General features: G+C 65.4%; 12 protein-coding genes. 7 read left to right on the top strand and 5 right to left on the bottom strand.

Translation table 11 applies throughout. The annotated features are described in order from the left end of the window. Positions 1–70: 70 nt before the first annotated feature. The 5 genes from AC56LU_RS05275 to AC56LU_RS05255 all read left to right on the top strand — a co-directional run bounded on the left by AC56LU_RS05275 (position 71) and on the right by AC56LU_RS05255 (position 5,226). Entirely contained in the window at positions 71–925 is an 855-nt protein-coding gene (locus tag AC56LU_RS05275; protein ID WP_497174557.1) for an AAA family ATPase, read from the top strand. Then, the gene (locus AC56LU_RS05270; RefSeq protein WP_497174556.1) at positions 925–1,521 is read left to right on the top strand and encodes a GNAT family N-acetyltransferase; all 597 of its coding nucleotides are present in this window, start codon (positions 925–927) and stop codon (positions 1,519–1,521) included. Before AC56LU_RS05275 ends, AC56LU_RS05270 begins: the two co-directional genes overlap by 1 nt. 4 nt (positions 1,522–1,525) lie before the next feature. Further along, positions 1,526–2,695, top strand: coding sequence for a vWA domain-containing protein (locus tag AC56LU_RS05265; RefSeq protein ID WP_497174555.1), 1,170 nt, complete (start codon positions 1,526–1,528; stop codon positions 2,693–2,695). A 199-nt stretch (positions 2,696–2,894) separates the two neighbouring features. After that, positions 2,895–4,097 carry a cation:proton antiporter gene (locus AC56LU_RS05260; RefSeq protein WP_497174554.1) on the top strand — a complete coding sequence of 401 codons (1,203 nt, stop codon included), beginning with the start codon at positions 2,895–2,897 and terminating at the stop codon, positions 4,095–4,097. Then, complete coding sequence (locus AC56LU_RS05255; RefSeq protein WP_497174553.1) at positions 4,087–5,226, top strand: YbdK family carboxylate-amine ligase; 1,140 nt, start codon at positions 4,087–4,089, stop codon at positions 5,224–5,226. The genes AC56LU_RS05260 and AC56LU_RS05255 overlap by 11 nt, the downstream gene beginning before the upstream one ends. Before the next feature lie 28 nt (positions 5,227–5,254). Here AC56LU_RS05255 and AC56LU_RS05250 read toward each other — a convergent pair whose 3' ends face one another. From AC56LU_RS05250 to AC56LU_RS05240, 3 genes are all read right to left on the bottom strand, one after another. Continuing rightward, entirely contained in the window at positions 5,255–5,596 is a 342-nt protein-coding gene (locus AC56LU_RS05250) for a hypothetical protein (RefSeq protein ID WP_497174552.1), read from the bottom strand. 97 nt (positions 5,597–5,693) lie between these two features. Then, on the bottom strand, positions 5,694–6,695 hold the full coding sequence (locus AC56LU_RS05245; RefSeq protein WP_497174551.1) for a gamma-glutamyl-gamma-aminobutyrate hydrolase family protein: 1,002 nt from the start codon (positions 6,693–6,695) through the stop codon (positions 5,694–5,696). Positions 6,696–6,840: 145 nt separating this feature from the next. Next, positions 6,841–7,749 carry a response regulator gene (locus AC56LU_RS05240; protein WP_497174550.1) on the bottom strand — a complete coding sequence of 303 codons (909 nt, stop codon included), beginning with the start codon at positions 7,747–7,749 and terminating at the stop codon, positions 6,841–6,843. Positions 7,750–7,903: 154 nt separating this feature from the next. Between AC56LU_RS05240 and AC56LU_RS05235 the strand changes: the two genes are divergently transcribed. Together AC56LU_RS05235 and parC are read left to right on the top strand one after the other, a co-directional pair. Next, entirely contained in the window at positions 7,904–9,901 is a 1,998-nt protein-coding gene (locus AC56LU_RS05235; RefSeq protein WP_497174549.1) for a DNA topoisomerase IV subunit B, read from the top strand. 44 nt (positions 9,902–9,945) lie between these two features. Continuing rightward, positions 9,946–12,276 (top strand): DNA topoisomerase IV subunit A, encoded by a 2,331-nt coding sequence (parC, locus tag AC56LU_RS05230; RefSeq protein ID WP_497174548.1) that lies wholly within the window; start codon positions 9,946–9,948, stop codon positions 12,274–12,276. 186 nt (positions 12,277–12,462) lie between these two features. On the opposite strand, the gene AC56LU_RS05225 is transcribed toward parC, so the two are convergent. Both AC56LU_RS05225 and AC56LU_RS05220 read right to left on the bottom strand, forming a co-directional pair. Then, positions 12,463–12,951, bottom strand: a complete 489-nt coding sequence (locus AC56LU_RS05225) for a hypothetical protein (protein ID WP_497174547.1) — start codon at positions 12,949–12,951, stop codon at positions 12,463–12,465. Between the two features lie 147 nt (positions 12,952–13,098). Continuing rightward, complete coding sequence (locus AC56LU_RS05220) at positions 13,099–14,511, bottom strand: IgA Peptidase M64 (protein ID WP_497174546.1); 1,413 nt, start codon at positions 14,509–14,511, stop codon at positions 13,099–13,101. Positions 14,512–14,541 lie beyond the last annotated feature (30 nt).

Below are 14,541 nucleotides of genomic sequence, written 5' to 3'. Positions count from 1 at the left end.
CGCACGCGCCCTGTCCGGGCTCTCTTTCTGTCTTATACTCCCCTTCATTTCACTCCGATCCAGAACGCCCATGCACGCTTCCCCACGCTTCGATGGCAGCGACAACTACGTCGCCACGCCCGACCTGAAACTGGCCGTCAATGCCGCGCTGACCCTGGGCCGCCCGCTCCTGATCAAGGGCGAGCCGGGCACCGGCAAGACCATGCTGGCCGAAGAGGTCGCGGCGGCACTCGGCATGCCGCTGCTGCAGTGGCACGTGAAATCGACCACCAAGGCCCAGCAGGGCCTGTACGAATACGACGCGGTGTCGCGCCTGCGCGACTCGCAACTGGGCGACGAGCGGGTGCGCGATATCCACAACTACATCGTCAAGGGCGTGCTGTGGCAGGCGTTGACGGCGCCGGAACCGGTGGTCCTGCTCATCGACGAGATCGACAAGGCCGACATCGAGTTCCCGAACGACCTGCTGCGCGAACTGGACCGCATGGAGTTCTACGTCTACGAAACCCGCGAGATGGTGGTGGCGAAGCACCGCCCGCTGGTGATCATCACGTCCAACAACGAAAAGGAACTGCCGGACGCCTTCCTGCGCCGCTGCTTCTTCCATTACATTAAATTCCCGGACCGCGAGACGATGGCCGACATCGTCAAGGTGCACTTCCCCACCCTGAAGCAGGACTTGCTCGCTGCCGCCCTGCAGAGCTTCTACGAGCTGCGCGACGTGGCCGGCATCAAGAAGAAGCCGTCGACCTCGGAATTCCTCGACTGGCTGAAACTGCTGCTGGCCGAGGACCTCCCGGCCGCGGCCCTGCGCAGCCAGGACAGCAAGCCCATCGTGCCGCCGCTGCACGGCGCGTTGCTGAAGAACGAGCAGGACGTGCACCTGTTCGAGCGCCTGATCGCCATGTCGAGGAACAACCGCTGATGAAGGAAATCCGGATTGCACCGCTCACGCTCGAGTTCAACGGCCTGCGCCTGGAACCGCTCGCGCCGCACCACGAGGAAGGCCTGCGCGCCGCTGCCGGCGACGGCGAATTGTGGAAGCTGCGCGTGACCAGCGTGCCCGAACCGCACGCCGTCGCGCAGTACATCGGCACCGCGCTCGATACGCGCGACCGGGTCGCGTTTGCCGTGGTCGACACCCGCAGCGGCCGGCTCCTTGGCAGCACCAGCTACCACGACATCCTCCCCGCCGTGGGCCGGGTCGAGATCGGCTACACGTGGTACGCGAAAAGCGTCCAGCGCACCCATGTGAACACCAGCTGCAAGCTGCTCCTGCTGTCGCATGCCTTCGATACGCTCGGCTGTGGCGTCGTCGGCCTGCGCACCGACTGCGAGAACTTCGCTTCGCAGGCCGCCATCGAGCGCCTGGGCGCGCACAAGGACGGCAGCATCCGCCACCATGCCCTGCGCCGCGACGGCACGGTGCGCGATACGGTCATGTACAGCATGTTGCGCAGCGAGTGGCCGGCCATCAAGAGCGCCCTGCACCATCGCCTGGAGCGGCACGCAAAGGTGTAAACGTATGCTGATCGATTTCTTCTACACCCTGCGCGACGCCAAGGTCCCGGTCACGATCAAGGAGTTCCTGACCCTGCTCGACGCCCTGCAGCGCGGCGTGACCGCGCCCTCGCTCGACGAGTTCTATTACCTCGCGCGCCTGACGCTGGTGAAGGACGAAGCCCACTTCGACAAGTTCGACCGTGCCTTCGGCGCGTTTTTCCATGGCGTGAATGCGGTGTTCGACGCCAAGGCCGAGATCCCGCTCGACTGGCTGCTCAAGCGTTTCGAGCGCGAGCTCACGCCGGAGCAGCGGGCCGCGCTGGAAAAGCTCGGCTACGACAAGCTGCAGCAGCGCCTGGAAGAACTGCTGAAGGAGCAGAAGGCGCGCCACGAAGGCGGCAGCAAATGGATCGGCACCGGCGGCACCTCGCCCTTCGGGAACGGCGGCACCAACCCGGAAGGCATCCGCATCGGCGGGCAAAGCCGCAACCGCACGGCCGTCAAGGTGTGGGAACAGCGCAGCTACCGCGACTACGACGACGAGCGCGAACTCGGCACCCGTAACCTCAAGGTGGCGCTGCGCCGCCTGCGCCGCTTCGCGCGCCAGGGCGCGGCGGAAGAACTGGCGCTGGACGACACCATCCGCGCCACCGCCAGCAACGCCGGCTACCTCGACATCCGCATGCAGCCCGAGCGCAAGAACCGCATCAAGGTGGTGATGCTGCTCGACGTCGGCGGCTCGATGGACGACCACATCGAACGCGTGGAAGAACTGTTCTCGGCCGCCAGGAGCGAATTCAAGAACATGGAGTTCTATTACTTCCACAACTGCGTCTACGACTACCTGTGGAAGAACAACCGGCGCCGCCACAGCGAGCGCTTCCCGACCTGGGACGTGCTGCGCAAATACCCTTCCGACACCCGCGTGCTGTTCGTCGGCGACGCCACCATGAGTCCCTACGAGGTGCTGGCGCCGGGCGGCTCGGTCGAGTACAACAACGAGGAAGCCGGCGCGGCCTGGCTGGCGCGCTTCACGAATGTGTTTCCCAAGTTCGCCTGGCTCAATCCGGAGCCGGAACACTTGTGGCAATACCGGCAGTCGATTGCGGTCATCAAGCAGATCATGCATGACCGGATGTTTCCGATCACGCTGGAAGGGCTGGAGCGGGCGATGCGGCTGCTTTCCAAATAGCCTTCTTGCACGTCAATCGTGCGCAGCACGCCCTCTTGTAGAATTAGCAAAAATACCACATGTAGGGTGGGCGGGTTCCCCGCCCACGCGGCGATAGTTTGCGTCAGCCCACCACACCGCGTCCGTGCAAACGCTGCTTGAACGCGTGGGCGGGAGACCCGCCCACCCTACGGTAAGTCGCATAACAAGAGGAACGCGAATGCCCGACCTGCTGCCCACCCTGACCAGCCTCGCATGGCCGATCGCGCTCGCCATCGCCTGGCTGGCCGGCGAATTCGGGCAGCGCTTCACCGGCCTGCCGCGCATCAGCTTCTATGGCCTGGTCGGCTTCGCATTGGGCGCGTCCCAGATCGGCGTGCTGCCGCCACCCGACGCCGGCCCGGTGGCGCTGCTGGCCGACATCGCCTTCGGCCTGATCCTGTTCGAACTGGGCTACCGCTTCAACCTGCGCTGGTTGCGCAACAATCCCTGGCTCGGCGTGGCCGGGCTGGCCGAATCCCTGCTCACCTTCGTGCTGGTCTACCTGGTCGCGATCGCCTTCGGCACCTCGCAGCTGATCGCCCTGATGATGGCGGCGCTGTCGATGGGCACCTCGCCCGCCACCATCGTCCGCGTCATCAACGAACAGCGCAGCTCGGGCCAGGTCACCGAACGCGTGCTGCACCTGACGGCGCAGAACTGCGTGCTCGCGGTGTTCGCCTTCAATGTCATCATCGGCTTCTGGATCTTCCGCACCTTCGACGCGGTGGGCGAAGCGCTGTGGCAGAGCCTCGTGATGCTGCTCGGGTCGGCGCTGGTCGGCGCGGTCTTCGGCGTGGTGGTGCCGGCCCTGCTGCGCGCCATCCACAACCCGCGCCAGGACGCCACGGTCGCCTTCGCGCTCGCCATCGTGCTGCTGGTGGCGCTGTGCGACGCCGGCACGCTCTCGCCCTATATCGCCACGCTGTTCTTCGGCCTGACGGCGCGCCACCGCCGCCTCGCCTTCAGCCAGGCCCAGCGCAACTTCGGCGTGCTGGGCGAAGTGCTGACCGTGCTGCTGTTCCTGTATGCCGCCTCGACTCTCGACTGGCGCCAGATCGCCGCCGGCAGCGCCCTCGCCGTCGTGGTGGTGCTGGTGCGCCAGGTGGCCAAGACCGCCGGCGTCACGGCGTTTGCCCACCTGTCGGGCGTCTCGTGGCGCAAGGGTGCGCTCACCGGCCTGGGCCTGGCGCCGCTGTCGGTGTTCGTGATCCTGCTGATCGAACACGCGCGCCATGCGGGCGTGCACGTGGTCGAGGAACTGCGCGCGATGGCCGCGGTGACGATGCTGCTGGAAGTATTCGGCCCCGTCATCATCCAGCGCGCGCTGGTGTGGGCGCGCGAATCGTCCGTCGATGCACCGGAGGGATCCCATGCCGCTTGAAGCCTTTAACTCGTCGCAGCCGCTCACCTTTGGCGTCGAGCTGGAACTGCAGCTGGTCAGCCTGTCCGACTTCGACCTGACCGCGGCCGCCCCCGACCTGCTGCACCTGCTAAAGCGCAAGCCCTTTCCCGGTAACGTGACGCCGGAGATCACCGAGAGCATGATCGAAATTAACTCGAGCGTGCACTCGTCCTACGGCCCCCTGCTGGCGGAGCTGCTCGAGATTCGCGACACACTGGTGGCGGCGGGCGACCTGCTCAACATCGGCATTGCGGGCGGCGGCACCCACCCTTTCCAGCACTGGTCGGCACAGAAGATTTCAGCCAAGCCGCGCTACGAATACCTGTCGCAGCTGTACGGCTACCTGGCCAAGCAGTTCACGGTGTTCGGGCAGCACGTGCACATCGGTTGCGCCAATGGCGACGACGCACTCTACCTGCTGCACGCGCTGAACCGCTACCTGCCCCACTTCATCGCGCTGTCGGCCTCCTCGCCTTTCGTGCAGGGGCACGATTCCGGCTTCGAATCGGCGCGCCTGAATTCCGTATTCGCCTTCCCGATGAGCGGGCGCGCACCTTTTGTCCACACCTGGCAGGAGTTCACTGACGTGTACTTCGCCAAGATGGAGCGCACCAACATCATCAAGAGCATGAAGGACTTTTATTGGGACCTGCGGCCCAAGCCCGAATACGGCACCATCGAGCTGCGCGTGTGCGACACGCCGCTGACGGTGGAGCGCGCGGCGGCCATTGCCGGCTACCTGCAGGCCCTGTGCCGCTACCTGCTCGCGCGCACCGAGGCGGCGCCGGTCGAGGACGACTACCTGGTCTATAACTACAACCGCTTCCAGGCCTGCCGCTTCGGCATGGACGGTGCGATCACGCACCCGAAGACCTACGAATCCATCCCCCTGCGCGACGATATCCTGGCGACGCTGGACAAGATGATGCCGCATGCCGAGGCGCTGGGCAGCGTGGACGCGCTGCGGCACCTGGCCGCGGCCGCGCGCGAAGGCAGCGACGCGGCCCAGCTGCGGCGGGTGCACGAGCGCGAAGGCAGCGTGGAAGGCATGGTCAACGCGGCCATCCAGCGCTTCCGGGGCGACCGGCGCATGCGCCTGCGGCGCTAGGCTGCCGCCGCCCTGTTCCGGAACGCGCTCACTGCGCCACGACGGTCTTCCCGCCCCAGCTCCCTTTCATGAACCGCGCCAGCAGCGGCTGTTTCGCCGGCTGCGGCAGCCGTCGATCCACCAGTCCCGCCCAGCGCTCGGCCAACTGCTCGCAGGTGGCGCGCAGCACCGGGTCGGCGTCAGGCAGGCGCGACAGCGCGCACAGGTGGCGCTCGATTACCGAAGCCAGCTTCACGCAGGGCTGTTCGCCGTCGCCGCGCGCGGTGTAATGCGACATCAGGTGCAGCAGCGATGCCACCAGCAGTGTGTCCTGGCTACGCGGTGCCGGTGCTGGCTGCGGCAGCACAGTTTCTGCGAAAGAATTTGTCATGCACGCCCTCCTCACGAATACGATCAAATAAACGAGAATGATTCTCATTCATTATTCGCGACCGAGGGAATGAATGCAAGCGTTTTCGGCAAGCGAACTACAGGCGGGTCTCGCGTGCCGCCCGCAGGAATTCGTCGAGCACAGGGGTGCAGTCGAGCAGCTCGGTGCCGCCGGCGCGGTGGAATTCCGGGTGCCACTGCAGCCCCATGACGAAGTCGGCCCGCTGGTAGCGGATCGCTTCGATGATGCCGTCGGGGTCGGAGTAGGCCTCGACGCGAATGTCGCGCCCCAGGTCCTTGACCGCCTGGTGGTGGATCGAATTGACGATCGGCCGCTCGAGGTGGCCGAACATCTTGCCGAGCATGGAACCGGGCGGGAAGCGCACGGCATGGCGATGCGCGTCGTAGATATCGTGCACGTGGGCCAGCGCCTCGGGTACGTTGGTGGCGACATCCTGGTGCAGGGTGCCGCCGAAGGCGACGTTGATCAGCTGGCAGCCGCGGCATACGCCCAGCACCGGCTTGCCGGCATCGACGAATTCATGCAGCAGCTCGAGCTCGTAGACATCGCGTGCGCGATCGCCGCTCCACTCGGGACGGGTCGGCACCTCGGAATAGGTCTGCGGCGCCACATCGGCACCGCCCTGCAGCACCAGCCCGTCGAGATGGCGCGCGTAATGGCGCAAGGTGATGTTGCTGGGATGAAACAGTCCGTTCGTGTTCACGGTTGGAATCATGAACACCAGCACATCGCGCGACATCACCCATTGCGCGATCGACTCTTCGAGGTATTGCAGGTTTTTGCTGAGCAGGCCTTTGGCGCCAGCCTCCGGATGGAAGATGCGTGCGGATACGCCGATATGCAGGGTCCGGTGCATGAAATCGCGACCGAAACGCTCGCGCAACGCACGCCAGCGAGAACTCAGCACGCGCCCGGCCAGCGCCAGCGGCGTGTCGCCGTCACGTTGATACTTTGCATGACCACGCATGGTCTGGCCCTGCGTTGCGCGCCTGTCGGGCACCCGTAGCGGGATCTCGGGATCCTGTTCGACCGAGGAACCCGCAACTGCATTGGGTAATTTTTGTTCGTGTTCCGCCATGACCACCAATATAGCCGCGTCCGGGGCTGCGCACGATTCGGAAATGTTACAAAGTCTTATTGCTCCGGCAGCGCATCGATGCATCAAGCCGCCTTGCGCGATTCCGGTTTTCAGTTGATACTGTATGCAATTACAGTAGTTTCGATCAGCCGGGCATGGCCAGCAGCTTCTGGAAAGTGGCCAGCAAGTGGCGATCGGCCACCGGTTTGTCGAGCAAGCCCCGTACGCCGGCATCGCGGGCGCGCAGGCTGTCATACTTGAACGACTGCCCAACCAGGAAGAGCACGGCGGTGCGCCCTGCCCCTTCCTGGGATTTGATGGCGCTGCTCAGGCTGTACGGTTCGATGCCGGGAGCGCAGGTGTTGATCATCACCAGCGACACCGGGGTCTCGTCGCACAGGCGCACCGCGGCGCGGCTGCTGTCGGTCCATTCGACCGGCCGGCCGGCGGCGCCAGGCGCCAGGCAAGACGCCGCCGCGGTGGAATGTTCGGCAGCCTTGCTTGAAGAACTGGCCAGGGTGCGGGCAAGGGTATTGGCAACGACGCGCGCCACATGGTCACGGAAGGCGCCGCCCTTGTCGATGATGAGCACGGCCCCGTCGGGCGGTCCCTGGCGCAGGCGGGTGTAATAATCCGGCGGCTCCGTGTCGGGCGCCAGCCTCGGCCTTCGTCGCCGTTCCGGCTGGCAGCGTTGGCCGCGCGCGGCCAGTGCCGCCAGCGCCTGTACGCGGGAGTCGAGCAAGTCGGCCAGGGCTTCATACAAGCTGGCGCGATTGACCGGACGTGGCAGAATGCGCTGGCTGCTGGCGCCCTCGCCGCCGATGACCAGGATGGGCTGCAGTGCGCCGGGCGGCAGGCAGGCCAGGCGCGCCATGGCGACCGGATTGGCGCCGTCGGCGATGTACAGGTCGGGCTCTTGCAAGCTGTCGTCGTGCAGGCAAAAATACGACGGCCCCGGCAGCGGGGCACGCGCCAGCAGCGTTTCAAGCTGGGCGCATTCAGCCGGTGCAAACCCGACCAGTCGGACGGTGAATGGATATCTGGGTGCGTGCATCGCTGTTCCAGCCTTTCCTCGGGCACTTCCGGGTCACATCGTTTTAATCTAGCACAATGGTGCGGACTAACAAGCACGTTTGGCATCTCAAAAAGGCCAACTTTCCGTCTGACAAGAGATAGAATGCGCAAGCATTGAATTTACGAACATAAGCATGGCCACCAAGAAACCCGCATCCGATTACAGCGAATCATCCATCCGTGTCCTGAAAGGACTCGAGCCCGTGAAACAGCGTCCGGGCATGTATACCCGGACCGAGAATCCGCTGCACATCATCCAGGAAGTGATCGACAACGCCTCCGACGAGGCGCTGGGCGGACACTGCAAGAACATCGCCGTCACGCTCAACACGGACGGTTCGGTCACGGTCGAAGACGATGGCCGCGGCATTCCGGTTGGACTGCACCCGGAAGAAAACGTACCGACCGTCGAGATCGTCTTCACCCGCCTGCACGCGGGCGGCAAGTTCGACAAGGGCTCGGGCGGCGCCTATGCCTTCTCGGGCGGCCTGCACGGCGTCGGCGTGTCGGTCACCAACGCGCTGTCGACGCGCCTGGAAATTACCGTCTGGCGCAAGGACGACGACGGCAACGGCGTGCACGACCTGGCTTTCGAGAACGGCGACCTGGTCGAGCCCCTCACCTCGCGCCCGCTCGAGCGCGGCGGCAAGAAGAACGGCACCCGCGTCACCGCCCGTCCCGACCCGAAGTACTTCGATTCGCCCACTATTCCGCTCGGCGACATGCAGCGCCTGCTGCGCTCGAAGGCCGTACTGCTGCCGGGCGTGACCGTCACGCTCACCAACGCCAAGACCGGCGACGTCCAGACCTGGCGCTATGACGAAGGCCTGCGCGGCTACCTGCTCGAGGCGCTGAACCAGACTTCCGGCGGCCAGACCGTGATTCCGCTGTTCGAAGGCGCGCAATATGCGGCGGCCGGCGACGAAGGCTTCGCCGAGGGCGAAGGCGCGGCCTGGGTGGTGGCCTGGACCGAGGAAGGCGGCGTGGTGCGCGAATCCTACGTCAACCTGATCCCGACCGTGAGCGGCGGCACCCACGAATCCGGCCTGCGCGACGGCCTGTTCGGCGCCGTGAAGAGTTTTGTGGAGATGCACTCGCTGCTGCCGAAGGGCGTCAAGCTGCTGCCGGAAGACGTGTTCGCGCGCGTGTCGTTCGTGCTGTCGGCAAAAGTGCTGGACCCGCAGTTCCAGGGCCAGACCAAGGAACGCCTGAACTCGCGCGACGCCGTCAAGCTGGTCTCCACCTTCACCCGCCCGCCGCTCGAGTTGTGGCTGAACCAGCACGTCGAGTACGGCAAGAAGCTGGCCGAGCTCGTCATCAAGCAGGCCCAATCGCGCCTGCGTTCGCTGCAGAAGGTCGAGAAGAAAAAATCCTCGGGCGTGGCCGTGTTGCCGGGCAAGCTGACCGATTGCGAATCGACCGACATCACCCGCAACGAGCTGTTCCTGGTCGAGGGCGACTCGGCCGGCGGCTCGGCCAAGATGGGCCGCGACAAGGAATTCCAGGCGATCCTGCCGCTGCGCGGCAAGGTGCTGAACTCCTGGGAGACCGAGCGCGACCGCCTGTTCGCGAACAACGAGATTCACGACATCGCGGTCGCGATCGGCGTCGACCCGCACGGCGTGGACGACAATCCCGACCTGACCGGCCTGCGCTACGGGAAGATCTGCATCCTGTCCGATGCGGACGTGGACGGCTCCCACATCCAGGTGCTGCTGCTGACGCTGTTCTTCAAGCACTTCCCCGCCCTGTTCCGCAGTGGCCACATCTGCGTGGCGCGTCCGCCGCTGTACCGCGTCGACGTACCGGCGCGCGGCAAGAAGCCGCTGCAGAAGCTGTACGCGCTGGACGACGGCGAGCTGCTGGCCATCGAGGACAAGCTCACCAAGGAAGGCCTGAAGGAAGGCGTGTGGAGCATCTCGCGCTTCAAGGGCCTCGGCGAGATGAACGCGGAACAGCTGTGGGAAACCACCATGAACCCGGACACCCGCCGCCTGCTGCCGGTCGCCTTCGGCCAGTACAACCTGGCCGAGTCGGCCGCGCGCTTCAACATGCTGATGGGGAAAGGCGAAGCCGCCGCCCGTCGGGCGTGGCTGGAAGAACACGGGAACGAAACGGAAGCCGACATCTGATGCCGGACGTTTCGCACTCGCACACGCATAGAACAATGTAGATCATGACGTCACAAGCAAGCCTCTTCGAACAACAACACGAGCCCTCGGACGACATCGAGACGCTCACCCTTTCCACCTTCGCCGAGCGCGCCTACCTCGACTACGCCGTCTCTGTGGTCAAGGGCCGCGCGCTGCCGGACGTGTCGGACGGCCAGAAGCCGGTCCAGCGCCGCATCCTGTACTCGATGCACGAGCTGGGCCTGGGCCACACCGCCAAGCCGCGCAAGTCGGCCACCGTGGTCGGCGACGTGCTCGGTAAACTGCACCCGCATGGCGACCAGTCGGTGTACGACGCGCTGGTGCGCATGGCCCAGGACTTCTCGCTGCGCTACCCGCTGATCGACGGCCAGGGCAACTTCGGTTCGCGCGACGGCGACGGCGCGGCGGCGATGCGCTACACCGAAGCGCGCCTGACGCCGGTGTCGCGCCTGCTGCTCGACGAACTCGACATGGGCACGGTGGACTTCCAGCCGAACTACGACGGCTCCACCACCGAGCCGCGCCAGCTGCCGGCGCGCCTGCCGATGGTGCTGCTCAACGGCGCCTCCGGCATCGCGGTCGGCATGGCCACCGAGATCCCGTCGCACAACCTGCGCGAAGTGGCGACGGCGGCGGTCAGCCTGATCCGCAACCCGAAGATCACCCACGCCGAGCTGATGACCCTGATCACCGGCCCGGACTTCCCGGGCGGCGGCCAGATCATCACCCCGGCCTCGAACATCGCCGACATGTACGCCACCGGCCGCGGCTCGATGAAGGTGCGTGCGCGCTGGAAGATCGAAGAACTGGCGCGCGGCCAGTGGCAGGCGGTGGTCACCGAACTGCCGCCGGGCTGCTCGGCCCAGCGCGTGCTGGAAGAGATCGAAGAACTCACCAACCCGAAGGTCAAGGCGGGCAAGAAGGCGCTGCTGCCGGAACAGCTGGCGCTGAAGCAGACCATCCTGGGCGCGCTCGACACCGTGCGCGACGAATCGGGCCGCGAAGCGGCGGTGCGCATCGTGTTCGAGCCGAAGTCCAAGAACCAGGACCAGGGCGAGTTCATGCTGATGCTGCTCGCGCACACCTCGCTCGAGACCTCGAGCCCGATGAACCTGGTGATGATCGGCGGCGATGGCCGCCCGCGCCAGAAGGGCCTGCTGGAAATCCTGCAGGAGTGGATCGACTTCCGCTTCGTCACGGTGCGCCGCCGTACCGAGTTCAAGCTGGGCAAGGTCAATGACCGCATCCACATCCTGGAAGGCCGCGAGACCGTCCTGCTGAACATCGACGAAGTCATCGCGATCATCCGCAATTCGGACGAGCCGAAGGCCGCGCTGATCGAGCGCTTCCGCCTGTCGGAGCGCCAGGCCGAGGACATCCTCGAGATCCGCCTGCGCCAGCTGGCGCGCCTGGAAGCGATCAAGATCCAGCAGGAGCTGGCCGAGCTGCGCAGCGAGAAGGAGAAGCTCGAGGACATCCTCGAGAATCCTTCCACCATGAAGCGCCTGATCATCCGCGAGATCGAAGCCGACGCCAAGCAGTACGGCGACGATCGCCGCACCCTGATCGAGGAAGCCGAGCGCGCGGTGGCCGAGCAGAAGGTCATCGACGAGCCGGTGACGGTGATCGTGTCGGAGAAAGGCTGGGTGCGCGCGCGCACCGGCATCGGCCACGATCCGGCCCAGTTCACCTTCAAGGCCGGCGACTCGCTGCACCAGGCCTTCGAGTGCCGCACCGTCGACTCCCTGATCGGCATCGGCAGCAACGGCAAGACCTTCTCGGTACCGGTGGCCGCGCTGCCGGGAGCGCGCGGCGACGGCGTGCCGATCACCACCCTGGTCGACCTGTCCGGCGGCGTCCGCATCCTGCACTACTTCGCAGGCAACCCGGACACGCGCCTGCTGCTGGCGACCTCGAACGGCTTCGGCTTCATCGCCAAGGCGGGCGACATGATCAGCCGCCTGAAGGGCGGCAAGTCCTTCATCACGCTGGACGAAGGCGCGGTGCCGCTGCCGCCGCGGATCGTCAGTGACACCGCCGGCGCCATCGCCTGCCTGTCCGAGAAGGGCCGCGTGCTGGTGTTCGGCATCGACGAAATGAAGGTGCTGACCAACGGCGGCCGCGGCGTGATCCTGATCGAGCTCGATCCGAAGGAAACCCTGCTGGCGGTGCAACCGATCAACCAGAAGGGGCTGAATGTGATCGGCACCTGGGCCGGCTCCAAGCCGCGCACGGTGGAGCTGTTTGCATCGGGACTGGAACCGCACTTCGGCAAACGCGCACGCAAGGGCAAGCCGCTGTCGGCGAAGCTCAAGGCGCTGGATCTGGCGATGCGGTCCACGGAAGGCAGCTGACTTTTGTAGGGTGGGCGGGTTTTCCCGCCCACGCGGTGATAGGTGGTTCATGAACAGCCGCCCGGGCAGTATCACCGTGATTTGAACGCGTGGGCGGCGGACCCGCCCACCCTACATTTTCACAACAACGTCGTAAAAAAAAACGCCGGCTCGCAAGCCGGCGTTTTCGTTTGAAGCGCAGTCAGCTTAGTGCTTGGCAGCCGCCTTGTGCACGTCCGCGGTCGCTTCGGCGCGCACCTGCTCGGTCTTGACCGCCGCGGTCGCCTTGTCGGCGGCCGCATCGACCTGGGTCTTGAGCAGCTTCTCGTCCGCCTTGATCATCTTCTTGCTCGCCTTCAGGTTGGCATCGGCGACTTTCTTCTCGGCCTTGGCCATGGCCTTGGCGCGGTCTTCCGGGTCGGCCTTGGCGATTTTCTCGTTAACGTCGGCCTGGGTCTCGACCAGGTCTTCACGCGCATCGGCGCGCTTTTCGTTGGCCTTGGCAACTGCCTTGTTCACCTTCTCGTCCGCCTTGTTGACGGTCTTCATTTCCTTCGACTCCGCCTTGGCGATGTCCTTCTGCGCTTCGGCTTCGGCCTTCACGACTGCCTTGGTGGCGACTGGCGTCGTGGTGGTCTGGGCGTTGGCGGCGGTGGCCAGCAGGCCGGCGATGAGGGTGGCGATCAGTTTGTTCATGGTATTTCCTTTCCGGTGGTGGTCAAGGCGCCGATCTAGCTGCCGGCGCCATCATTGTTGTGTTAGGACGAGTCCAGAATACGGACTCAACCACCCCGGGGTCTGTTAGCCAACCCACTTAGACCCTTGACATTTTGTAAGCAAACCTTACTGCCGCGCTGGCCCCGCATACAGGTCGATGATGTCGGCAATCCCGTCCTGGCACACCGGACAGAACGCTTCGCTTCGGTCGAACATCAGGCACTGCATGGCCGGCCGGTAGTATCCGCTCGCTTCGTAGTTGGCGCCTTCGAAGGCGCCCACGGCGTGGCGATGGGGTTTACCCGCGAACAGCGTCTGCGTGGCCTTCAGGTCCTCAACGAACAGCGCATTCATGTCGGACTCCGGCCGGTTGGCCGCACGCAGCGCCGCGCGCCTCGATTGGTAGGCGCGCGAGGCTTCCTCATACGCCGCCTTGGGCCAGGGCGTGGGCAGCGGCGTGCCGGCCTTCACGTGGCGCTTCCACTTGATGTTGGCCGGGTCGCGCAGCGCGGTGACGTTCGGTTCCCACGGCTCCATGCGCGTGCTGCTAGCGGCATACGCGACCGGCGAGGTGTAGTACTCGTCGGCCAGGCCGGCGAAGTGGTGGCCGAATTCGTGCACGAACAGGTAGTTGGCCCACGCGTTGCCGGCCGCCGCGGTGCTGAACTGACCGAAGATGCCACCCCCACCGTAGGTCTCGTTGTTGACCAGGATTTCGATGAACTCGTAAGGCGCATGCTGGGCGATGTCGCGCAGCGCGCGGTTGTCCAGCGTGAGCACATAGCGTTCGCTGCCGAAGATGTCGTAGCGCGTGCCCAGCTGCGAGGCATGGTGTACGCCCGTGGACGGGCGGCTGATGCCGGATTCGCTGGTCGGCACCGCCAGCGCCCACACGTTGAAATCTTTCGCGCGCTCCTTGAAAGGCGAGACCGAGAACAGGTGCTTGGTCAGGCGCCGCGCGTCTGCCTCGAACTTCTTGAGCTCCGCGGCGGTATAGCCGTCGCCCATGATCAGGAGGTCGACCTTGTCGGGCGACGGACCGCTGACGTGGATCGGGATCGGCTGCGCCGGTGCAGCCGGCTGCTTCCTGACGACCTCCTGGGCGTCGGCGTCCACCTCGACGCTCCAGGCCACCGAGAACTGGTTCCTGTCATCGCGCTTGAGGATGCGCACGCGCACCGGGCGGTCTGGCTTCGGGAAGCGCACCGATTCCTGGAAGCTGCGGCTGATCTTGTTCGCCTCTTCCGTCGTGCGCCATTCGCCGAAGATGGTCGAGAACCCGCGCGAGTACAGCAGGTCGCCGGTTTTCGCATCGACCACCTCGACGCGGTTCTGGCCGCGGTCGGTGTTGTCCAGGTTGCGTGCGGGATGGCCGGGCCAGGGCAGCGGTTCGATCAGCACGCGCTCGAGCGCGTACTGGTCCTGCAGGGCATTGCCGCTGTGGGTGTAGTCGACGCGGACGGTGGCGGGCTGGGCGGCCTGTGCGATGCCGGCGGCGGCAAGGACAAGGGCAAGGATGCAGGAAGCGAAACGGGTCATGGATGGTCCTCGTGACGGGAATGCCATCCA

It is taken from the genome of Telluria sp. PB2R4, assembly GCF_059685695.1.
This window is presented reverse-complemented; position numbering and strand designations above follow the sequence as displayed.

Coding starts and splice junctions, on each gene's coding strand:
- AC56LU_RS05275 (WP_497174557.1), top strand. CDS start 71: ATGCACGCTTCCCCACGCTTCGATGGCAGCGACAACTACGTCGCCACG.
- AC56LU_RS05270 (WP_497174556.1), top strand. CDS start 925: ATGAAGGAAATCCGGATTGCACCGCTCACGCTCGAGTTCAACGGCCTG.
- AC56LU_RS05265 (WP_497174555.1), top strand. CDS start 1,526: ATGCTGATCGATTTCTTCTACACCCTGCGCGACGCCAAGGTCCCGGTC.
- AC56LU_RS05260 (WP_497174554.1), top strand. CDS start 2,895: ATGCCCGACCTGCTGCCCACCCTGACCAGCCTCGCATGGCCGATCGCG.
- AC56LU_RS05255 (WP_497174553.1), top strand. CDS start 4,087: ATGCCGCTTGAAGCCTTTAACTCGTCGCAGCCGCTCACCTTTGGCGTC.
- AC56LU_RS05250 (WP_497174552.1), bottom strand. CDS start 5,596: ATGACAAATTCTTTCGCAGAAACTGTGCTGCCGCAGCCAGCACCGGCA.
- AC56LU_RS05245 (WP_497174551.1), bottom strand. CDS start 6,695: ATGGCGGAACACGAACAAAAATTACCCAATGCAGTTGCGGGTTCCTCG.
- AC56LU_RS05240 (WP_497174550.1), bottom strand. CDS start 7,749: ATGCACGCACCCAGATATCCATTCACCGTCCGACTGGTCGGGTTTGCA.
- AC56LU_RS05235 (WP_497174549.1), top strand. CDS start 7,904: ATGGCCACCAAGAAACCCGCATCCGATTACAGCGAATCATCCATCCGT.
- parC (WP_497174548.1), top strand. CDS start 9,946: ATGACGTCACAAGCAAGCCTCTTCGAACAACAACACGAGCCCTCGGAC.
- AC56LU_RS05225 (WP_497174547.1), bottom strand. CDS start 12,951: ATGAACAAACTGATCGCCACCCTCATCGCCGGCCTGCTGGCCACCGCC.
- AC56LU_RS05220 (WP_497174546.1), bottom strand. CDS start 14,511: ATGACCCGTTTCGCTTCCTGCATCCTTGCCCTTGTCCTTGCCGCCGCC.